This window comes from Moryella indoligenes (assembly GCF_030812885.1).
Lineage (GTDB): Bacteria > Bacillota > Clostridia > Lachnospirales > Lachnospiraceae > Moryella > Moryella indoligenes.
On record NZ_JAUSTO010000008.1, the window covers coordinates 21802 to 43456 of the forward strand.

General features: G+C 58.4%; 17 protein-coding genes and 1 pseudogene. 3 read left to right on the plus strand and 15 right to left on the minus strand.

What is annotated here, in order from left to right; genetic code table 11:
* Positions 1-238 precede the first annotated feature (238 nt).
* Both rpoC and rpoB read right to left on the minus strand, forming a co-directional pair.
* On the minus strand, positions 239-3892 hold the full coding sequence (gene rpoC, locus J2S20_RS07240; RefSeq protein WP_307254609.1) for a DNA-directed RNA polymerase subunit beta': 3654 nt from the start codon (positions 3890-3892) through the stop codon (positions 239-241).
* Positions 3893-3908: 16 nt separating this feature from the next.
* Positions 3909-7766 (minus strand): DNA-directed RNA polymerase subunit beta, encoded by a 3858-nt coding sequence (rpoB, locus tag J2S20_RS07245; RefSeq protein ID WP_307254611.1) that lies wholly within the window; start codon positions 7764-7766, stop codon positions 3909-3911.
* 243 nt (positions 7767-8009) lie between these two features.
* Between rpoB and J2S20_RS07250 the strand changes: the two genes are divergently transcribed.
* Positions 8010-8453 carry a hypothetical protein gene (locus J2S20_RS07250; protein WP_106612068.1) on the plus strand — a complete coding sequence of 148 codons (444 nt, stop codon included), beginning with the start codon at positions 8010-8012 and terminating at the stop codon, positions 8451-8453.
* A 106-nt stretch (positions 8454-8559) separates the two neighbouring features.
* On the opposite strand, the gene J2S20_RS07255 is transcribed toward J2S20_RS07250, so the two are convergent.
* The 10 genes from J2S20_RS07255 to J2S20_RS07300 form a co-directional block, all read right to left on the minus strand.
* Positions 8560-8997 (minus strand): YwiB family protein, encoded by a 438-nt coding sequence (locus J2S20_RS07255; RefSeq protein ID WP_307254614.1) that lies wholly within the window; start codon positions 8995-8997, stop codon positions 8560-8562.
* Positions 8998-9001: 4 nt separating this feature from the next.
* The gene (gene murI / locus J2S20_RS07260) at positions 9002-9910 is read right to left on the minus strand and encodes a glutamate racemase (protein ID WP_307254616.1); all 909 of its coding nucleotides are present in this window, start codon (positions 9908-9910) and stop codon (positions 9002-9004) included.
* Between the two features lies 1 nt (position 9911).
* Positions 9912-10973, minus strand: coding sequence for a D-alanine--D-alanine ligase family protein (locus J2S20_RS07265; RefSeq protein ID WP_307254618.1), 1062 nt, complete (start codon positions 10971-10973; stop codon positions 9912-9914).
* 13 nt (positions 10974-10986) lie between these two features.
* Positions 10987-11682: a GntR family transcriptional regulator gene (locus J2S20_RS07270; RefSeq protein ID WP_106612072.1), complete on the minus strand. Its 696-nt coding sequence runs from the start codon at positions 11680-11682 to the stop codon at positions 10987-10989.
* Positions 11672-12610 carry a 4-(cytidine 5'-diphospho)-2-C-methyl-D-erythritol kinase gene (gene ispE / locus J2S20_RS07275; protein ID WP_106612073.1) on the minus strand — a complete coding sequence of 313 codons (939 nt, stop codon included), beginning with the start codon at positions 12608-12610 and terminating at the stop codon, positions 11672-11674. The genes J2S20_RS07270 and ispE overlap by 11 nt, the downstream gene beginning before the upstream one ends.
* A 34-nt stretch (positions 12611-12644) precedes the next feature.
* Positions 12645-13277: a GNAT family N-acetyltransferase gene (locus J2S20_RS07280; RefSeq protein ID WP_106612074.1), complete on the minus strand. Its 633-nt coding sequence runs from the start codon at positions 13275-13277 to the stop codon at positions 12645-12647.
* The gene (locus J2S20_RS07285) at positions 13278-13799 is read right to left on the minus strand and encodes a peptidylprolyl isomerase (RefSeq protein WP_106612075.1); all 522 of its coding nucleotides are present in this window, start codon (positions 13797-13799) and stop codon (positions 13278-13280) included. It lies immediately after the preceding gene.
* Between the two features lie 129 nt (positions 13800-13928).
* The gene (locus tag J2S20_RS07290) at positions 13929-14552 is read right to left on the minus strand and encodes a nucleoside triphosphate pyrophosphatase (protein WP_307254625.1); all 624 of its coding nucleotides are present in this window, start codon (positions 14550-14552) and stop codon (positions 13929-13931) included.
* Entirely contained in the window at positions 14552-15739 is a 1188-nt protein-coding gene (locus J2S20_RS07295; protein WP_106612076.1) for a ComEC/Rec2 family competence protein, read from the minus strand. The genes J2S20_RS07290 and J2S20_RS07295 overlap by 1 nt, the downstream gene beginning before the upstream one ends.
* A gap of 14 nt (positions 15740-15753) precedes the next feature.
* Entirely contained in the window at positions 15754-16455 is a 702-nt protein-coding gene (locus J2S20_RS07300; protein WP_146137136.1) for a hypothetical protein, read from the minus strand.
* 218 nt (positions 16456-16673) lie between these two features.
* Here J2S20_RS07300 and J2S20_RS07305 point away from each other — a divergent pair, with 218 nt between their 5' ends.
* Both J2S20_RS07305 and J2S20_RS12340 read left to right on the plus strand, forming a co-directional pair.
* Positions 16674-18257 (plus strand): BCCT family transporter, encoded by a 1584-nt coding sequence (locus tag J2S20_RS07305; RefSeq protein ID WP_307254628.1) that lies wholly within the window; start codon positions 16674-16676, stop codon positions 18255-18257.
* A pseudogene (locus J2S20_RS12340) lies at positions 18254-18394 on the plus strand (helix-turn-helix domain-containing protein); the annotation flags it as partial. The gene J2S20_RS07305 and the pseudogene J2S20_RS12340, both read left to right, overlap by 4 nt.
* Here J2S20_RS12340 and J2S20_RS07310 read toward each other — a convergent pair.
* Genes J2S20_RS07310 through J2S20_RS07320 form a run of 3 tightly spaced genes read right to left on the minus strand, consistent with a single transcriptional unit; the run spans position 18353 to position 21654 of the window.
* On the minus strand, positions 18353-19429 hold the full coding sequence (locus J2S20_RS07310; RefSeq protein ID WP_106612080.1) for a glycosyltransferase family 2 protein: 1077 nt from the start codon (positions 19427-19429) through the stop codon (positions 18353-18355). The pseudogene J2S20_RS12340 and the gene J2S20_RS07310 overlap by 42 nt on opposite strands.
* Entirely contained in the window at positions 19422-20264 is an 843-nt protein-coding gene (locus J2S20_RS07315; RefSeq protein WP_106612081.1) for a LicD family protein, read from the minus strand. The genes J2S20_RS07310 and J2S20_RS07315 overlap by 8 nt, the downstream gene beginning before the upstream one ends.
* The gene (locus J2S20_RS07320) at positions 20257-21654 is read right to left on the minus strand and encodes a hypothetical protein (RefSeq protein ID WP_106612082.1); all 1398 of its coding nucleotides are present in this window, start codon (positions 21652-21654) and stop codon (positions 20257-20259) included. Before J2S20_RS07320 ends, J2S20_RS07315 begins: the two co-directional genes overlap by 8 nt.
* Between the last annotated feature and the right edge of the window lies 1 nt (position 21655).

Below are 21655 nucleotides of genomic sequence, written 5' to 3' on the forward strand. Positions count from 1 at the left end.
TATTTGTCTGCGGTTGCTGTTCTGCAGTTTGCTCTGTGCTCCCGTTCTGCCCTCTCCGCTCTTCCGGTCTGCATCGGCTGCCATCCAAAGTATCGTTCAAAGCATAAAAAGATATGGCATACCCGGAGGCACGCCATATCATTATAGAAACGATACAATTTCATGTCAAGCAGATTTTCTTTCTGCCTGTGAGAACCCGCCGAAGCTGCGGCTCTTTACTCTGCACATCAGACTGCGCTCAGTCCTCTGTCACCGGAAGCAGCTCCTCTGCAAAGGACTCGGCCGCATCCTGAGTCTCATCCAGAATATCCAGCACCTCCGGCTCCTCCTCCGGATAGTCCTCCTCGCCGGAGAGATCTGTGTCCAGCTTTACATTTCTGTAGCGCTTCATGCCGGTACCTGCCGGAATGAGCTTACCGATGAGGACATTCTCCTTCAGTCCGATCAGGTGGTCGGTCTTTCCGTTGATTGCCGCCTCCGTGAGCACCTTGGTCGTCTCCTGGAAGGACGCAGCGGAGAGGAAGGAGTCTGTCGCGAGCGAAGCCTTGGTGATACCAAGCATAATGCGCTTTCCGACAGCAGGCGCCTTGCCCTCCTGGGAAAGCCTGTCATTCATCGCGCTGAATTCCAGCACGTCCATGTTGATGCCGGGAAGGACACTCGACTCACCCGGCTCGTCCACACGGATCTTCTTCAGCATCTGGCGGACGATCACCTCAATGTGCTTGTCATTGATCTCAACACCCTGCAGACGGTACACTCTCTGCACCTCGCGGAGCATATAATCCTGAACCGCGCGCACACCCTTGATCTTCAGCACATCGTGCGGATTCAGAGAGCCACTCGTCAGCTCATCTCCCGCCTGAAGCACATCTCCGGTCTCTACCACAATGTGGGAGCTGTACGGGATCAGATAGGTCTTGGAGTTTCCGTCATCCGGATTGGTGACGACGATCTCTCTCTTCTTCTTGGTGTCGCGAAGCTCCACCACACCCGGAATCTCGGTGATGATCGCAAGACCCTTCGGCTTACGCGCCTCGAACAGCTCTTCGACACGGGGAAGACCCTGGGTGATATCGCCGCCCGCGACACCTCCCGTGTGGAAGGTTCTCATGGTCAGCTGCGTACCAGGCTCACCGATGGACTGCGCCGCGATGATTCCGACCGCCTCACCGACCTGAACCGCCTGTCCGGTCGCCATGTTCGCGCCGTAGCACTTCGCACAGATTCCATTCATGCACTTGCAGGTCAGGATGGTGCGGATCTTTACCGTCTTTCTTCCGGTCTTCTCGAGCACCTTCATCACCGCCTCGGCGCGCTTTGGCGTCACCATGTGATTGGCCTTCACAACTACCTCGTTGGTGTCCGGGTCTACGATGGTCTCCGCAATATAGCGCCCCGTGATGCGGTCCTGGAGCCCCTCGATGGTCTCCTTCCCGTCCATGAAGGCCTTGATCTCCATGTTTGGAATCTCTCCGCCCTCGCAGCAGTCCACCTCCCGGACGATGAGATCCTGGGAGACATCGACGAGACGTCTGGTCAGGTAACCGGAGTCCGCTGTGCGGAGCGCCGTGTCGGAGAGTCCCTTGCGGGCGCCGTGTGCAGAGATGAAATACTCCAGAACATCCAGTCCCTCGCGGAAATTACTCGTGATCGGAAGCTCAATTGTATGTCCCGTCGTATCCGCCATCAGGCCTCGCATGCCTGCGAGCTGCTTGATCTGCTTATCGGAACCACGCGCTCCGGAATCCGCCATCATGAAGATGTTGTTGTACTGATCGAGCCCCGCCATCAGATCTTTCGTGAGCTGCTCATCCGTCTTCTGCCAGGTCTTGATGACCTCCTTGTAGCGCTCCTCATTCGTCGCAAGTCCGCGGCGGTAGTTGCGGGAGATCTTCTCGACCGTCGCCTGCGCCTCCGCGATGAGGCGCTTTTTGGACTCCGGCACAGTCATATCTGAGATAGACACCGTCATACCGGCGAGCGTGGAATACTTGTAGCCGATCGCCTTGATATCGTCCAGCACCTCCGCGGTGCGGGAGAGCCCGTGCACATTGATCACCTTCTCAAGGATCTGCTTGCACTGCTTCTTCTTTACAAGGAAATCAATCTCCGGCTTCAGTTCATTCCCCGGAATGCTTCTGTCAACAAAGCCCAGATCCTGCGGAATGATCTCATTAAAGAGAATGCGTCCCACAGAGCTGTCCTGAATCTCCGACAGAGTTCTTCCGTCCGCAAGCGTCTTTGAGATGCGCACACGGATCTTCGACTGCAGCGTAACCTCATGGTTTGCGTAGGCGAGCAGGGCCTCATTCGGGCTCTTAAAGCACATGCCCTCACCCTTCTCTCCGTCTCTCTGCTGCGTCAGATAGTAAATCCCGAGCACCATGTCCTGAGACGGAACCGCAACCGGGCCGCCGTCGGAGGGCTTTAAGAGGTTGTTCGGAGAGAGCATCAGGAAGCGGCACTCCGCCTGCGCCTCCACGGAGAGCGGCAGATGCACCGCCATCTGGTCTCCGTCAAAGTCCGCGTTGAAGGCGGTGCAGACAAGCGGATGAAGCTTGATCGCCTTGCCCTCGACGAGAATGGGCTCGAAGGCCTGAATGCCGAGCCGGTGCAGCGTAGGCGCACGGTTCAGCATGACAGGGTGCTCCTTAATCACCTCCTCGAGCACGTCCCAGACCTCGGTCTGCATGCGCTCCACCATCTTCTTTGCGCTCTTTACATTGTGTGCGGTGCCGCTCTCCACCAGCTCCTTCATAACAAAGGGCTTGAAGAGCTCGATCGCCATCTCCTTCGGGAGACCGCACTGATAGATCTTCAGCTCCGGTCCCACGACGATAACCGAACGGCCCGAGTAGTCGACGCGCTTTCCGAGCAGGTTCTGACGGAAACGTCCCTGCTTTCCCTTCAGCATATCGGAGAGGGACTTCAGCGCTCTGTTTCCGGGCCCCGTGACCGGACGGCCTCTTCTGCCGTTATCGATCAGCGCGTCCACCGCCTCCTGCAGCATCCTCTTCTCATTGCGGACAATGATGTCCGGAGCTCCGAGCTCCAGAAGACGCGCGAGACGGTTGTTTCTATTGATAATTCTGCGGTACAGATCGTTCAGATCACTGGTAGCAAAGCGGCCGCCGTCCAGCTGTACCATGGGACGGATATCCGGCGGAATCACCGGAACGATGCTCAGAATCATCCACTCCGGACGGTTCCCGGACTTGCGGAAGGCCTCGACGACCTCCAGACGCTTGATGAGCTTCGCTCTCTTCTGGCCGGAGGCATTCTCGAGCTCCTCCTGCATCTCCTTCGATTCCTTATCGAGGTCGATCGCCTTCAAAAGCTCCAGCACGGACTCTGCGCCCATGCCTGCGCGGAAGCCGTCCCAGCCGAACTGCTCCTGCGCCTCGCGGTACTCCTTCTCAGAGAGTATCTGCTTGTAGGCGAGGGTGGAGGTGCCGGGATCCAGCACCACGTAGGATGCGAAGTAGAGCACCTTCTCCAGAATTCTCGGGGAGAGGTCCAGAATCAGTCCCATGCGGCTCGGAATTCCCTTGAAGTACCAGATGTGGGAGACCGGCGCCGACAGAACAATATGGCCCATGCGCTCGCGGCGCACCGAGGATTTCGTGACCTCAACGCCGCAGCGGTCGCAGATTACGCCCTTGTAGCGGATTTTCTTGTACTTTCCGCAGTGGCACTCCCAGTCCTTGCTCGGTCCGAAGATGCGCTCGCAGAAGAGTCCGTCCTTCTCCGGCTTTAAGGTTCTGTAATTGATGGTCTCCGGCTTCTTCACCTCGCCGTGGGACCACTCAAGAATCTTCTCCGGGGAAGCAAGGCCTATCTTTATCGCGTCAAATGTGATCGGCTCGTAGCTTGTTTTTGTTTCGGGCATCTATGAACAGCCTCCTTTACTCTGCGTCCTCCGGGACAAACTCCCCTTCGGAATCCTCCGCCGCCGTCTCAGAGCCGGCGCCCTCATCCTGAGCGTCCACCAGCTCGCCGTTCCTGAACTCCTGCCGGGTGTAGCCTGCGCCGGCAAAATTCTCCTCATCGCGGTATCTTCTGTCGCCCTCGATGATGGAACGCATACTGAGATTTTCATCGTCAACATTTTCCTTGAGCTCGACCTCTTCGCCGTTGTCTCTCAGCACCCGTACATCGAGACCGAGTGACTGGAGCTCTCTGAGGAGGACCTTGAAGGACTCCGGCACGCCGGACTGCGGGATATTCTCACCCTTGATGATCGCCTCGTAGGTCTTGACACGGCCCACGACATCATCCGACTTCACTGTCAGTATCTCCTGGAGCGTGTACGCCGCGCCGTAGGCCTCGAGCGCCCAGACCTCCATCTCTCCGAAGCGCTGTCCGCCGAACTGGGCCTTACCGCCGAGCGGCTGCTGCGTGACGAGGGAGTAGGGGCCCGTGGAGCGCGCGTGGATCTTGTCATCTACCAGATGATGAAGCTTTAAGTAATGCATGAACCCGATGGTGGTCGGGCCGTCAAAGGGCTCACCGGTGCGGCCGTCGCGCAGCTGCACCTTTCCGTTCCTCGCGATCGGAACGCCTCTCCACTCCTCTCTGTGATCGAGGTGGGAGCCGAGGTATTCCATGACATCCGGCAGAAGAATATCCTTATACTTCTTCTGGAAATCCTCCCAGCTTCCGTTTGCGTAGTCGTCCGCCATCTCTAGCATATCCATGATGTCGTTCTCGTCCGCACCGTCAAAGACCGGAGAGGAGACATTGAAGCCCAGAACCTTCGCCGCAAGGGAGAAATGAATCTCCTTCACCTGTCCGATATTCATTCGGGACGGAACGCCCAGCGGATTCAGCACGATATCCAGCGGACGGCCGTTCGGCAGGAAGGGCATATCCTCCACCGGAAGCACGCGGGACACGACGCCCTTGTTTCCGTGGCGTCCCGCCATCTTATCGCCGACAGAGATCTTTCTCTTCTGCGCGATATAGATTCTTACATTCTGATTGACGCCCGGCGGCAGCTCATCGCCGTTCTCTCTGGTGAAGACACGCGCCTCCACCACAGTTCCGTAGGCGCCGTGCGGCACCTTCAGGGAGGTGTCGCGCACCTCTCTCGCCTTTTCACCGAAGATCGCGCGGAGCAGTCTCTCCTCCGCAGTGAGCTCTGTCTCGCCCTTCGGAGTCACCTTGCCGACCAGAATATCCCCGGCACGAACCTCCGCGCCGATGCGGATGATTCCGTTCTCGTCCAGATCCTTCAGAGCCTCGTCGCCGACGCCCGGAACATCTCTCGTGATCTCCTCCGGTCCGAGCTTCGTGTCTCTGGAGGCGCACTCATACTCCTCGATATGAATCGAGGTGAAAACATCGTCCCTCACCAGTCGCTCGGAGAGCAGAACCGCATCCTCGTAGTTGTAGCCCTCCCAGGTCATGAAGCCGATCAGCGGGTTCTTGCCCAGGCCGATCTCACCGTTCGCGGTGGACGGTCCGTCCGCGATCACCTCTCCCTCCTCCACGTGGTCGCCCGCAAACACAATGGGCTTCTGGTTATAGGAGTTCGACTGATTGCTTCTCTGGAACTTGGTCAGACGGTAGTCGTCGATCTTTCCGTTGTCGTCTCTGCGCACCGTGATCTCGCTACCGGAGCTCATCACAACGGTGCCCGCGTGCTTCGCCACCTGACACACGCCGGAATCGACCGCGGCCTTCGCCTCGATGCCCGTGCTCACTACAGGCGTGTCCGTGATCATCAGCGGCACCGCCTGACGCTGCATGTTGGAGCCCATGAGGGCGCGGTTTGCGTCGTCGTTCTGAAGGAAGGGAACCATGCTCGTCGCAACGGAGAACACCATCTTAGGAGAGACGTCCATCAGATCTACGGTTCTCTTCGGGAACGCGGAGGTCTCCTCCTTATAGCGACCGGAGACATAATTGTTCATAAAATGTCCGTCATCGTCCAGCGGCTCGTTGGCCTGCGCGACGACATAGACATCCTCCTCATCCGCAGTCATATAGACGACCTCGTCCGTGACAGTCGGATTCTCCGGGTCCGCGACTCTGTCGACGATGCGGTAGGGCGCCTCAATAAAGCCGTACTGGTTGATGCGCGCATAGCTCGCCAGAGAGTTGATCAGTCCGATGTTCGGTCCCTCAGGCGTCTCGATCGGGCACATTCTTCCGTAGTGCGTGTAGTGAACATCTCGCACTTCAAAGCCCGCGCGGTCTCTGGAGAGGCCGCCCGGTCCCAGTGCGGAGAGTCTTCTCTTGTGCGTCAGCTCGGAGAGCGGGTTGTTCTGATCCATGAACTGGGACAGCTGGGAGGAGCCGAAGAACTCCTTCACCGCCGCGGTCACCGGCTTGATGTTGATGAGAGACTGCGGCGTGATCTCGCTCATATCCTGCGTCGTCATGCGCTCGCGCACCACTCGCTCCATGCGGGAGAGGCCTATGCGGTACTGGTTCTGCAGGAGCTCTCCGACCGCGCGGATGCGGCGGTTTCCGAGGTGGTCTATATCGTCGTTGCTGCCGATGCCCTCCTCGATATGCATGTTGTAATTGATGGAGGCGAAGATATCCTCCTTTGTAATATGCTTCGGAATGAGCCTGTCCACATGTCTGCGGAGCGACTTCTTCAGCGCCTCGTCGCTCTCCGCGCCCTGCATGAGCTCCATGAGCGCCGGATAGAACACCGGCTCCGTGATGCCGTACTCCGCCGGATCCTCCAGATCAATATAATGTCCGATATCGACCATCAGGTTGGAGAGCACCTTGACTCTGCGGCTCACGCCGTTTACCCAGACATAGGGCGTTCCGGCATTCTGAATCCGCGTCGCCATCTCGGCAGTCACCGTGCTGCCCTCCTCCGCAAGGATCTCTCCCGTGCTGATGTCGACGACATCCTCCGCGAGCGTGTGTCCGACGATGCGGCTCTTAAAGTGCAGCTTCTTATTAAATTTGTAGCGGCCGACCTTCGCGAGGTCATAGCGGCGCGCATCAAAGAACATGGAGTGAAGCAGGCTCTCCGCGCTCTCCACAGAGAGCGGCTCGCCCGGGCGTATCTTTCTGTAGAGCTCCAGCAGGCCGTCCGTATAGTTGTCGGAGGAATCCTTCGCAAAGCTCGCCTGAAGCTTCGGCTCGTCACCGAACACATCCACGATCTCAGAGTTCGTCCCGAGACCGAGTGCGCGCAGCAGAACACTGACCGGCACCTTTCTGGTGCGGTCCACACGTACATTAAACACATCGTTCGAGTCCGTCTCGTACTCGAGCCATGCGCCTCTGTTCGGAATCACCTGGCAGAAGTAGCACTCCTTACCAAGCTTATCGTGCTCAATGGTATAATAAATTCCGGGGGAACGGACAAGCTGGCTGACGATAACGCGCTCTGCGCCGTTGATCACAAAGGAACCGGTATCCGTCATGAGCGGCAGATCGCCCATGAAGATCTCATGCTCCTTGTGCTCGTCCTTATCCTTATTGTACAGTCTGACTCTGACCTTCATCGGCGCGGCGTAGGTCGCATCGCGCTCTTTGCACTCCGCAATCGAATACTTCACATCGTCGCGGCAGAGCTGAAAATCAACAAAATCCAGGCTGAGGTGTCCGGCAAAGTCCTCGATCGGGAAAATATCGTGGAACACTTCCCGCAGCCCTTCGCCGAGGAACCATTCATAGGAATCCTTCTGGATCTCTATGAGGTTCGGCATCTTCAGAACTTCCTTCTGTTTCGAGAAGCTCATGCGAATGCCCTTGCCGGCTTTAATCGGACGCATATTGCTTTTTTCCATGTACGTTATCACCCCTGTTTTGAATACTGACCGACAGTTACTCCTGTGGCTTCTGCCAAAAGGGCATAGCTTCCCCTCAGGGCCTACGAATCCACAATAGTGCAAATTTCATAATATCATCGCGTTTTCAAGCTGTCAAGCAATAGTTCTTGCGTTTTTATTTCGCTTCTGCTATAATTTTCTAGCGTGTTTCCGGGATTCCCCGGAGCGCAAAACATATCTGATATTACGGAGGGTTTCGGGATGATTATAACCAAGGTGCTACTTGTGATCCTGGCAATACTGATTGTCGCGCTCGTCGCATTTTACTTCTACGGAAGAAAGCTTCAGGAGCGTCAGGCAGCGCAGCAGCCCGCATTTGAGGCAGCCAAGCAGACCGTCTCCATGCTGGTGATCGACAAAAAGAAGCTCCGCATCTCCGAGGCCGGTTTTCCGAAGATCGTGTCCGAGCAGACCCCCTGGTACATGCGCTGGATGAAGGTTCCGGTTGTAAAGGCAAAGGTCGGCCCGAAGATCCTCACGCTCATGTCCGATGAGAAGGTCTTCCAGCAGCTTCCGATGAAGCAGGAGTGCAAGGTAGTGGTGAGCGGCATCTATATCGCCGAGCTGAAGAGCGTCCGCGGCGGCATTCCCACAGTCGCAAAGAAGAGGAGCCTGATGGACCGCATCCTCGGCAGAAACAAATAAGAAAAATATAATTTTAAAATAATCCCGGATGAGCAGCTGCTCATCCGGGATCTTTGATTACAGCGTCAACATGCTGAGCCTGCGCTAACGCTGTACTGCCTCCGCCTCACTGCGCCGCAGCGCTGCGGGAGCGGACCTCCAGCTGAATGGAGCAGTCCGAGAGATGCTCCGCCCCGATATCCATCGCGTAGTCCACCGAGACTCTCAGACGATCGCTCTCCTCGCGGATCGAGATGTCCCGTGTAGAGATCCCGATCAGGAAATCCCCGTAGGGCGTGCTGTAGCAGCTCATGCTGCGCTCCGCCCGGTTCAGGAAGCGCAGCTCCACGTTGGACAGGCCCTTCTTCCGTATCTTCATACAGCCGCCGCCGATCACGATGGTATTTTCCGTCTTCCCATCCATGCCCTCGGCGGGTTCCTCGTAGCGCACCATATGTATTCCGTTCCGCTCCAGATGCGTCCCGGGCATCACAAACTCGATATCCTCATCCCCGCTCCCCATCAGTCGCTTTCCGCTGATGGTCACGAGCACATCTCTGGTCATAGACTCAGTACTCCTCAATCTCTATTTTTTTGGTGTTTTTCGCCTCCTCCGGCAGGATAGAGCTCGCAAAATCACGGAAATTGTCCGCGAGATCGCTGACGTAGAACTGATATTTCTCCTCCGGGCAGTCTGCATCGCCCGCGTCCGCTCCCGGATTCAGAAGCCCCTCGCGGGCCAGAATCTCCTTCAGCTCCAGCGCCGTCTCATAGGCCGGATTCACCAGCGTCACCTCCTCGCCCATGATACGCCGCAGCGTGGAGCGGATGAGCGGATAGTGCGTACAGCCGAGCACCAGTGTGTCGATGTATTTTCCCTTCAGCTCCTGAAGGTAGCGGGAGGCGATCTCATCCGTCACGGAATCGTGCAGCAGCCCCTCCTCCACCAGCGGGCAGAAGAGCGGACACGCCTTCTGAAAGACCTGAATCTCCGGATTCATATTCTGAATCACATGGGGGTAGATATCGCTCGACACCGTTCCGCTGGTGCCGATCACACCGACGCGGCCATTCTTTGTGGCCTTCACTGCAGACAGGGCGCCCGCGTAGATCACACCGATCACCGGAATGTCGCTCTCCGCCGCAAGCGTGCGAAGCGCATGGGAGCTCGCCGTGTTGCAGGCGATCACGATGGCCTTCACCCCTTTTGAGCGAAGAAAACGCACGATCTGCCTGGAGAATCGTATGATCGTCTCCCGGGACTTGGCTCCGTAGGGAAGACGCGCGGTATCGCCAAAGTAAACCAAGTGCTCCTCCGGAATCTGCCGCATGATCTCGCGCGCCACCGTGAGTCCGCCGACGCCGGAATCAAAGACACCGACCGGAGCCCTCGGATCCCTGACGGTCTCAAGCCTCCTGCGGTGCGGCACGTACAGCTTCACCGGATCCTGTTCATCAAAGCCCTGGTTCTCTGTCATCTCAGTGCTGCCTCTCAAAGGCGAGGTCTATCAGCTCCTGCACCAGCTGCCTCTTGTCCTTTCCCCGTGCCGCCCAGAGCATGGGATACATGCTGATCGCCGTGAAGCCCGGAATCGTATTGATCTCATTGAACACCACACGTCCCGTCTCTGTCACAAAGAAATCGACCCGGGCAAAGCCGTAGCCATCGATCGCACGGAATATCTTCACCGCCGCCTCGCGCACCCGCTCCGCCGCATCTCCGGGCAGCTCCGGATCCACAACGGTTCTTGACTCCGGATTATAGTACTTCGCGTCGTAGTCATAGAAATCCGCGGCAGCGAGTATCTCCCCCACGCCGCTCGCCTGCACGGGGTGTGCTCCGCCGCCGAGCACCGCGCACTCGATCTCATGGCCCTTTATGGTCTCTTCCACCAGAATTCTCCGGTCATAGCGCGCCGCCTCGCGGAAGGAGAGCGCCAGCTCCCCTCTGTCATGTGCCTTCGTGATGCCGCAGCTGGAGCCTGCGTTGCAGGGCTTCACAAACACCGGATAGGAGAAGCGCGCCTCTATGCTGTCCAGCACGGTCACCATATCCATCATATCTGCCTCCGTAAAGAGGAGGAAGTCTGCCTGATCCACACCGAGAGTCGATACAACCTGTTTTGCGAGTCCCTTATCCATGCCGACCGCGGACGCCGCAACGCCGCAGCCCACGAAGGGGAGACGCGCGAGCGCGCAGAGTCCCTGCACCGTTCCGTCCTCACCGTACAGACCGTGCAGAATCGGAAACACCATATCGACTGCAACTCTCATATAGCCGGTCTTCTCATGAATGATGAGGCAGCGCTCCGTCGCATCCGGAGAGAGCACCGCGCCGGTCTTCGACTCTCTCCAGCTCCCGTCCCGTATGGACGCGACCGAATCCGTCCTGACCCAGTGTCCCTCCTTAGTGATGCCGACAAGCACCAGCTCGTAGCGCTCCGTGTCGATCTGTTCTATGATATTGGCCGCGGAGAGGCAGGAGATCTCGTGCTCCGAGGACTGCCCTCCGAATAATACAGCGATAATCTGTTTGCTCATCTTGTCCCTTCTTTTACTTAAGATATTGCCTCTGACTCAGATCCTGCGCAAGATTTCTGGAGATCGTGATCTCCTGATTGTCGATATGCTCACGCATGGCGCGCTTCGCGAGCTCCAAGTTCCTTGTCTTCACCGCACTGAGAATATTCTCGTGCTCTATCATGAGGATCTGCCGCTTTCCGGTGTCCTTGATATACTCGAGACGATAGCGGTACATCTGATCCCGCAGATTGTTCAGCATCTGCACCAGCCTGTCATTGTAGGTTCCGGCATAAATCACGTCATGAAACATTTCATCTGCCTGCGCAATGCGTATCATGTCGTTTGTATTCAGCGCCTCCCGGAAGCTGATGCGCGCCTCCTCAAGCCGGGCGATATCAGCCTCGTCCATGCGCTGCACTGCGAGCTCGATGGCAAGCTCCTCAAGGGAGCGCCGCACCTCCAGCACGTCGCGCAGGTTCTTCTCTGTGATCCCGGCGACCTCCGCGCCCTTCCGGGGTATCATGAGCACCAGCCCCTCAAGCTCCAGCTTCCGTATCGCCTCGCGGATCGGCGTGCGGCTGACTCCGAGCTTTTTGGCGAGCTGTATCTCCATGAGTCGCTCCCCGGGCTCCATCTCTCCCTTCAGAATCGCCTGCCGCAGGGTGTGAAAAACCACATCGCGAAGCGGCATGTATTCATTTACTGTGATTTTGAGATCATCCGGCATCTTTTCCTCCTGTTCTGTGTGAATTTCCATATCCGGGACCGGAGCAGGCTCCGACCGGCGTCGTGAGACAGATCTCCGCCGCGGTGAACCCCCTCGCCCGGAGCCGTGCGGGACAGCGCTCCGCCATCTGCCCATCCTCAAAAATTCCAAATACCGCCGAGCCGCTGCCGCTCATGGACACCGCGCAGGCGCCGGCCTCCGTGAGTGTATCTTTTATGTCCTGTATCTCCGAATGCTCTCTTCCGGCAGGAAGCTCAAGTATATTCCTCATCACTGCACCGAGCCGCTTCAAATCCCCCGCCCGAAGCGCTGCGATCACCGCATCCATGTCGGGATGCGCCTCTGACGGCAGCTCTCCGACATGAAGATTCCCGTAGACAAAGGCGGTTGAGAGATCAAACTCCGGCTTCACCAGCACGATGCTGCATCCGGGAAGCGCCGGCAGCGCTGTGAGCTGCTCCCCGATTCCCTCTGCAAGCATAGTTCCCCCCGTGACACAGTAGGGAATATCCGCGCCGAGCGGCAGGGCGAGCTCCCGCAGCGTCTCTACAGAGAGCCCCGTCTCAAAGAGCCTGTTCAGCCCGCGCAGCACTGCCGCCGCGTCCGCCGAGCCCCCCGCGAGTCCCGCTGCCGCCGGAATATTCTTTTGGAGGCTGATGCTGACGCCCTCTGTGATCTTTAAGTGCTGCAAAAAGACCTCCGCCGCACGATACGCAAGATTTCTGCCGTCCGTCGGAAGATCCGGACGGTCACAGAGCAGCTCGATCCCGCCGTCCCCTCTCCCGCTTCTTTCGATTGTCAGCTCATCCGCGAGACTCACAGTCTGCATTCCCATGCGGAGCTCATGGTAGCCGTCGCTCCTTCGCCTCAGCACATCGAGCCCCAGATTTATTTTTGCGTATGCCCTCTCGGAAATGAAAGCCTGCATAGGATTGTACTACCCCCGTTTTTTGTATACAAAATTATAAGATAAAAAAACGGCTCTGTAAAGAGGGGCTGTCGTCACGCAGAGCCGGACGCAGTTTTTCACAGAACGCGAGAGAGGCCGTATTGTCCCGCCGTATCCGCACGCAGACCTCCGTAAAGCCGAGCTCCTGCTCTGCATAGCGAAACGCGGCCCTGCACGCTTCCGTCGCGTAGCCGAGCCGCCTGTAGTCTCTCCCAATGCAATATCCGAGCTCCGGAGGCTCCCCGGGTGAGAAGCCGCAGAGCCCCGCGAGCGCCCTTGTATCCCTGCGCAGCACAGCCCAGATCCCATAGCCAAAGAAGCTGTACTGATATTCTATATAGCTCCGGAGACAGGATTCCTCAAAGAGTCCCGCAGCCTGCGGCCCCAGCAGCTCCCGCTCCGCCTCTGTGAGACGCAGCGCGCAGAGCGCGGCAAGATCCTCCATACAGAGCTCCCGCAGAAGCAGCCGCTCCGTCTCTGCGATGATGAGAGGTAGCTTAAGCTTCCGCCGCGCCGCAGCGACAATGCGCTCCGGTGTCACGGCATCCTCTCCCGTAACCGCGAGCTCCCCCTGCCAAGGCTCATCCGAAACTGTGACCGTACAGCCGCGGCTCTCCGTGACCCGGACATAAAAGCTTCGCTTCACTTATCTCGCCTTCTCCGGCTCCGGATAGCTCTCCCCGAAGGTCTCCACGGTCATGCTCTTCATCCTCTGCTCACTGCGCGGACGGTCGCTGTGGTCCGTCTTCACTCCCGCGATTCTGTCCAGCGTCTCCTCACCCTCGATCAGCTTTCCGAAGGCCGCGTACTGTCCGTCGAGATAAGGCGCGTCTGCGTGCATGATGAAGAACTGGCTGCCCGCGGAATCCGGATCCATGGCGCGCGCCATGGAGAGCACGCCTCTCAGGTGCTTCAGTTCGTTCTGAAAACCGTTCTGACGGAACTCTCCCCTGATCTCATAGCCCGGGCCGCCCATGCCGCTCCCCTCCGGGTCTCCGCCCTGAATCATAAAGCCGGAGATCACGCGGTGAAAGATGAGCCCGTCATAGAAGCCCTTTCCCGCGAGGCTCAGGAAATTATTCACCGTGTTCGGCGCGATTTCCGGATAGAGCTCCGCCTTCATAATATCTCCGTTTTCCATTGTAATTGTGACAACCGGGTTCTTCATATATTTTTCTCCTATCTGTATTTTTGACACGCCCTGCACAGCATATGCCGTGACGCCATAGCGGCACCAAGGTGCGGAACGCAGCAGTGCTGTGACAGCGCAAAGCACGCGCAACGAACGCAGCGCTGACTAGCAGCTCACTGCTTCACGCAGCAGTTTCTTCAGTTCCTGTACCGTCCTGCCGAGCGGCAGGCCGACGACATTTGTATAATCTCCGCGTATTCCGCGTATATATGCGCCAAAGGGCCCCTGTATGCCGTAGGCCCCGGCCTTATCCATGGGATCTCCGCTGTCCACGTACTCGCGGATCTCCTCCTCTGAGAGCGGATAGACCTGCACGCGGGTTCTCTCATAAAAGCTCACGCGCCGCTCCCCGCAGAGCAGAAGCGTCACACCGGTGTACACGCTGTGCTCCCTGTCGGAGAGGCTCCGGAGCATCGCGACTGCCTCCTCCCTGTCCTTCGGCTTCCCGAGCCGCTCGCCGTCACGCACCACAATGGTGTCCGCAGCAATCACAAGCGTCCCCTCCGGCAGTCCGGCGGCAATATCCTCTGCCTTGTTTCGGGAAAGCGCCTTCACGAACGTGGCTGATGTCGCCGCTGCCGCGCTCTTCTCTTTCCGGCTCGGCTGCACCTCCGCTGTGATCCCGATCTGCTTTAGGAGCTCCCTCCGCCGCGGAGAGGCGGAGGCTAAAACCACCCTTCTTCCCTTCAGAAGCGCCCTCAGGCTTCCCGCTTCATGCATTCTCTCCATCAGCGCAGCACCTGATCTCCGTCCTTTGCGACCACATGGGTCTTCGCTCCGAGCTGACGCATCCAGTTTCTGACCTCCAGCGTCTTCCAGTTTCCGCTGTTCACGCCTCCGCCGTTGTCATTGTTCCAGAGCCATGCCGGCGCACACCAGAGGCATATGGTCGGACGCACCGCCTCGTAGACATTTCTGTCCACGCCGCTCTGACCGTGATGTGCCATCTGGACAATATCCGCCCGGAGCTCTCCCGGATTATTTCTGTACTCATTCAGCAGGCGGTTGCCCCCCTCGACGCCCAGGTCGCCGAGAAAGAGGAGGCGTTTTCCGCCCATCTCCATGCGATATACCACCGTGGAGTTATTGATCGCATTGGTCTGGAAGAAGTAGGGATCGTTCAGAACCGTGATCTTCACATCGTCGATCTGAATCTGCTCCCCCTTGTGCACCTGCGGATGCCGCGCCGCCGGACTGAGTTTTGAGAGCGCCTCCGTGCACTGACGCACAACATCCGCGCGGTAGGCCTCATTTGCCTCGTACCAATCCTGCGTTGTGAAGTGATAGTAGACATTGTCTATCGTGATACCGGACTCCGTATCATTCAGGATTGCCGTCAGAGCGCCCACATGGTCGGAGTGCGGATGGGAGATGAACCAGGCCGCAACATGGCCGCCCTTCTGCTGAAGCAGCTGCTTCATGTGCGGAGCATCCCCCGGGACACCGCCGTCGATCACAATCAGGCTTCCGTTTTTCGTCGTAATAATAAAGCTCATCTGCTGGCCCACCGTGCGCGGCGCCACCATCATCAGCTCATCACCGCCGAAGAGACTGCTCATCACCACCTTGGCCTCGGTCCCTCGGCTCCCCGCAGCAGCCACGGCCGCCTGGCTCTCACCGACCGCAGTCGTCGCGGCGACGGCATCCTTCGTCTCCTGATCCAGCGCCGCCGGACGTGTCTCTTCCTTTGCGCCGCCGTCCACCGAGACAAGGCTCGTGTCCACGACTCTCCCCGTGTTCCCGGAGCTCAGTGCAGTATTCCCCGCCGTGCTCTCCTGCACAGCTGCTGCGCTGCTCTGCCGCGCACTGCGCTTCACAACGCCGGCCGATACTGCCCCCGGGGCCATCAGTGCGGCACTGAACCCCATGCAGAGCGCCAGTGCCAGTGCCCCTGTTCTCCTTCTGAAAGCTCTCATATCCCGTCCCCCTCTTATTTCGTCTGCGCCTCAGACTCAGCGGCGGCAGCCTCAGCCGCCGCACGCTTCTCCGCCGCGAGGCTCTCGCGGGCCGCTGCATTCTCCTCGTTCTGCTTCTCCAGTGCCTCGAGATCTCCGCTGTACTTCCCGCCCGGGATCAGAGACGGACCGTCGCTCAGTATCACTTCGTTCACACCGTCATACTGAGAGAAGGGCACAAGCTCCACCTGCTGCCCCGCCGGCACAGTCATGCTGACAAGATAGTTCTGCGGAGTGAGGATATCGCCCTCTCTGAAAACCTGTACATTCACGGCGTACTTCTCGTAGAGTCCGCCCCAGGAGTCCTCCGTGGAGGCCGCAATCGAAAAATCCTGCTCCGCGCAGGCGTCGTTGAAGGCACGGATAATCGCATTGGCGTAGCGCACCCCATCCTCCTCCGTGGCCTCCGCTCTGAGCGGCCAGATCAGATTCACAGTCTTCGTGTCTTCATCCACAAAGCTGTCGATGTAGCTGCTGAGGGTATATTCCTCATCTGCCAGTATCTCCTCACAGCTGTCCTGCGCCTCATCAAAGTCCAGCGTGATCCCTCCGTGAATCGCCATATTGGGGCCTTTCTCCGCCGCAGCAGACGCAGCCGCCTGCTCGGCAAGCGTGCCGCGCTTCGGCACACAGCCCGCCATTCCAACAGCGAGCAGCGCCGCAAGTGCTGCTGCCATACCTCTGCTCCCTCTGAAGCCTCGCTTGCTCATTCTCTTCACCTCATGCATATAGATTCTGAATAAAGGGTGCCTCTCCGGCACATCTGGGATTATATAAGAAGCAACTCCGTTTTAACAGCTTTTTTCGGAAAGGTTATAAAAAGTTTAAAAACTTTGTCTTGCAGTCGACACAAAAGGATGGTAAATTGTTCAATATTAGGAGGATTTTACAAAAAATGAACATTCCCTTACATCGACGCATCGACTGGCTGGTGACTCTGCTCCCCCTTTTTTCAATTCTGGCGCTCTGCCTGACTTTCTTTATAGACCCACAGGGCTCCGCAACCCTGCTCGGAAGCATGCGCAGCTTTCTTGGTGAGGAGTTCGGCTGGTACTATCTGATTCTCGGACTCGGCATCTTCCTCATGACACTCTACATGGCCTTCTCCCGCTTCGGGAGTATACGCCTCGGCGGCAGCAGACCGCAGTACAGCGCGTTCCGCTGGGGCGCAATGATGTTCACCGCCGGGCTCGCGGCGGATATCCTCTTCTACTCCCTCGGCGAGTGGATGATCTATGCGACGGAGCCGCATGTGCTCGTCATGGGGGAGATGCAGGACTGGGCCAGCGCCTATCCGCTCTTCCACTGGGGTCCTGTGCCGTGGGCCTTCTACATGGCGCTCTCTGTCGCCTTCGCCTTTATGATTCACGTGCGGAAGCGCAGCAAACAGAAGTATTCCGAGGCCTGCCGCCCGCTGCTGGGCAGGCACACGGACGGACTGGCGGGACGGCTCATAGACCTCATCGCTGTCTTCGCCCTCATCGCCGGAACCGCGACGACCTTCTCCGTCTCCGCTCCGCTCCTCGCAGAGGCTGTCTCCACTGTCCTTCGCGTTCCGAACACCACCGCACTCACCATCGCGATCCTCATCGTGATCTGCCTGCTCTACACCATCTGCGCCTGGTTCGGGATCTCCGGTGTTTCCTGGATGGCCGCCTCCTGCAGCTGGCTCTTCTTCGCGCTGCTCGCCTTTGTGCTCTTCGCCGGAGGGATGCCGCGCTACATCCTTGAGACGGGGCTTAGCGCCATCGGCACAGTCGCGCAGAACTTTATCTCCCTCTGCACCTACACCGACCCCCTCCGGACGAACAGCTTCCCGCAGAACTGGACCATCTTCTACTGGGCCTACTGGATGGTGTGGTGCGTGGCGACTCCCTTCTTCATCGGCTCGATCAGCCGCGGCCGCACGGTGCGGGAGCTGGTGTTGGGCGGCTACTTCTTCGGGCTCACCGGAACCTGGACCTCCTTCATCATACTGGGAAATTACGGTCTGGGGCTCCAGATGTTCGGAAAGCTGGATCTGCTCTCTGTCTATACAGCAGGCGGCAATCTCTACGCCGCAGTCATCGCCATGCTGGAGACGCTCCCCCTGTACCGCCTGGTGCTGATCCTCCTCTCCCTCACTATGATTGCCTTCTATGCGACCTCCTTCGACTCCATCGCCATCGTGGCGAGCGACTACTCCTACAAGGAAATGCAGGAGAACGAGGAGCCTGACCGGAGAGTGAAGCTCTTCTGGTCCATACTCCTCATCCTCCTGCCCATCGCCCTGCTCTTTTCTGAGAGCTCCATGGCAAATCTGCAGACCGTTTCCATCATCGCCGCCTTCCCTGTCGGTATCATCATGCTTGTGATCATCGCCTCCTTCTTCAAAGACGCGGAGCACTATCTCAAAGAGGAGCGCACCAAGGCTCCGGCGCCGCAGTGCAACGAGACAGGTGAAGGAGAAAAAAAGGCGAAGCAGGAGGTGCACGCTTGATCGCCTCCCGTGCACTCCTGCTCCGTGTCCATGAGCTCTGCGATGAACAGAACCTCTCGCTCTACGAGCTCGCAAAGCGCGCCGGCCTCCCGAAATCAACGCTGCTCTCCGCGCTCTCCGAGGGAAAGGGCAATCCCTCTCTCTCCACCCTGGAGCGCATCGCCTCCGGCTTTCAGCTGACCCTGCGGGAATTCTTTGATTCCGCGCTCTTCGACGAGGAGTTCTTCTGATTTGCCCTCAAAATTCAGTCTCTCCTCCACAATATAGATGGGCCGCCCCTTGATCTCCTGAAAGAGCACACCGATATATTGCCCAATGATTCCGAGCAGCAGAAAGAGCACGGCAAACATAAAACAGATCACCACAATCAGCGTGGTGTAGCCGTCCGGCGCGCCGTTTTTCACCTTCATAATCAGTGAATACACGAGTATCGCCATGCCGAGCAGCGCAGAGCCCACGCCCGCATAGATGCCGAGCCGCAGCGGCAGCTCGGAGAAGCTCATGATCGTGTTCATAGAGAAGCGGAACAGCTTCCGGATTGAATACTTGCTGTGTCCCGCGGCGCGCTCTCCCGCCGCGTAGCGCAGCACGGTGCTCCGGAAGCCGAGACTCTGCACGTAGCCCCGCAGAAAGCGCACCTTCTCCCGGTAATCCGAGCGCAGCACCGCCGCCGCCCGGGCGGAGAGCCCGAAGAAATCTGACGCATTCTTCTGAAAATCTGTTCCGCTCATCGCATTCATCACCGCGTAAAAGCCGCTTGAGGTGATATTTTTGATGATACCCGCGGAGCGGTTCTCGGTTCTCACCATGCTGATCACGTCGTAGCCCTCCGAGAAGAGCCGGAGCAGCTCCGGTATGCTCTCTACCGGGTGCTGCAGATCCGCATCCATGCAGACAACAGCACTTCCTGCCGCCGCGTCGATGCCTGCGATCATCGCGGCCTCATGTCCGAAATTTCTGGAAAAGCTGATCACACGGACACTCGCATCCTGTTCCGCCAGCCTTCGCAGCAGCTCTCTGCTTCCATCCCTGCTCCCGTCATTCACAAAGATCAGCTCATACTCCCAGCCGCAGCTCTCCAGCACCTGCTGTACCGCGCGGTAATAGAGGGGGAGCGCCGCCTCCTCGTTGTACACCGACACCACAAGCGAAAGCAATCTCTTCTCATCCATAGATCTCTATATCCGTGCTCCCGTGGGACGGCACTCTCTCCTCCCTCGGGGGCAGATTCATGTAGTCCCCGTAAATACACTTCAGTATCTCGTCGTAATGCGCCGGAATGCTGAGCACCGTGTCCTCAAAGCGGATGTGTATGCGCTCCGAGACCCAGATATCCTTCAGGCGGATATCAATATAGCCCGGATCATAGTTGCTGTAGTACCACTCCGCGGTGCGGCGCTTATTGGCCGCCTTTGCGAGCCGGTTCTGCAGCCGGAACAGCTGACGCATGGGCAGCGCCCGCCCCACACTGCTCCCGCCAAATACCGGAAGCTTCTGCGGCAGCGTGTACTTCTTCATCTCCACTCTCCGGCGGTGTCCCATTGCGAGCGCATAGAGCGCCTTCTGCTGAAGCAGAGTCGCGCGCGAGGCCGCCGCTCCGTCCGGAAGCCGATCCAGGATAAAAATATCCACCCAGAGGTGATTCAGCTTCTCCTCGTAATAGGCGCTCTCCTCATCCGGCTGTCTCCGCCGGGAATATTCGTAGAGCACGCGGGGCGTGAAGTCATAGAAGCGGCGCCCGCCCGCAAAATCCTCCGGCAGGAGAAGGCGCATTCCCTCCGGGAGCTCACGGGCAGCCACCTTCCGAAACGCCTCCCAGCTGTTCCGCGTCATCACAATATCCGCGTCATCATCCCAGGGAATGAAGCCGCCGTGCCGTATGGCTCCGAGCAGCGTCCCCGCGTCGAGCGCATAGGAGATGCGATACTTCTCACATATCCTGTCGATCTCCTTCAGCACCTTCAAATTTGCTTCCTGTACTGCCTGCAATCCATATGCGTTATTCATAGTATATATTCAACCTGCGCTCCTTCAGTAGCGTCAGTGCCTTTCTGATCCGCTGCGGATCATGATACTGCAACACCTGCTTCAGCTCCTCGTCGCTCCTGTTCTCAAAATCCAGCGCGACCTCACGCATCCTGTAAAAATATTCCTGACGGTACGGCGCGACGCGGATCTCCCGGGCTGTCGTCAGAATATTTCCAAAAAAGACCAGCGCACAGCCGAGCAGCAAAAGACGCCTGCCCCGCCGCAGCGCACTGTTGCAGCGCGCCGCATCTCCCGGCCCGCCGCCTGCATCTCCCGCTTCCTCCTCCGCAGCCTGGAGAGACAGCGCAAAGCTTAAAAGCACGCCCACAATGCCGATCTGGTACTGCAGCGCATAGCGGGAGCTCATACCGTAGCTCTCGTTTAGGAAGATCCAGCGCGCCGCCGTCACCAGCACATGGTTCAGAAAGCCCGCTGTCAGCAGCAGAAGGGGAAAGCTCGTGCGCCGGTAGAGCCTCCCGCGGAAATTCAGCCAGAAAGCCCGGACATAGCCTGCAAACACCAGCGCGCCGAGCAGCGTCATGGGCAGCCCCGCAAGCGCCATATCCTCCGCGGTCTCAAGCCCCAGCACCGGGGACGCAAAGGAGCGGAGGAAGAAGCGCGGCAGCAACAGCGGATACGTCTGCAGTACCAGCTGAATGGGCTCCGTGGTGGCCCCTGCGCGCTCCTCGACGGACAGCGCCCGGCTCATCAGATACAGAAGCAGCGGCAGCAGCGTGCAGAGCATGCGACAGAGCGCCGCGCGCCTGTCCGTCCGCATGAAGCACAGCATAAAGCCGTCTGCGAGCAGCAGCGTCACCGCATAGACGCCGCAGTAGGGCCCCGCAAAGCAGAGTATCGTGAGCCACGGAAGCACGAGCAGCCGCCGCGCGTCTCCTCTGCGCCCCTCTCCCGCCAGATAGCGGTCGTAGACCAGATAGTGGTACCAGAAGAGCGCAAAGGCCGCAAAGTGAACCCAGCCCGAGCCGTTTAAGAGCATCTCCCACTTGTTCAGGGAGAAGAGAAGCAGTACCAGCCCACCGGTGAGCGGCGCAGAGATACCGCGCTTCAGGCAGTAGGCTCCCAGCACGAAGGCGGAGAGCGCGAGCCCCAGTGCGCCGAGCATCATATCAAAGCTCGTGCTGTAGTGAAAGAGCAGCACATTCAGGATGCGCTCCGGATAGTTCGCCGGAATCCGGGTCAGAATATCGCCGTGCAGGTAGGGCGCGGGACTGAGCACATCTGCCAGATAGCTGTTCACAAGGCGTATGTAGTCTGTGTAGACGACATTCAGCGCTGCGGAGCGTATGTACGCCGTCAGAAAGAGGAAACCGAAGACCGGCAGGAGACGCGCCGCTGTTTTTCTACCCATT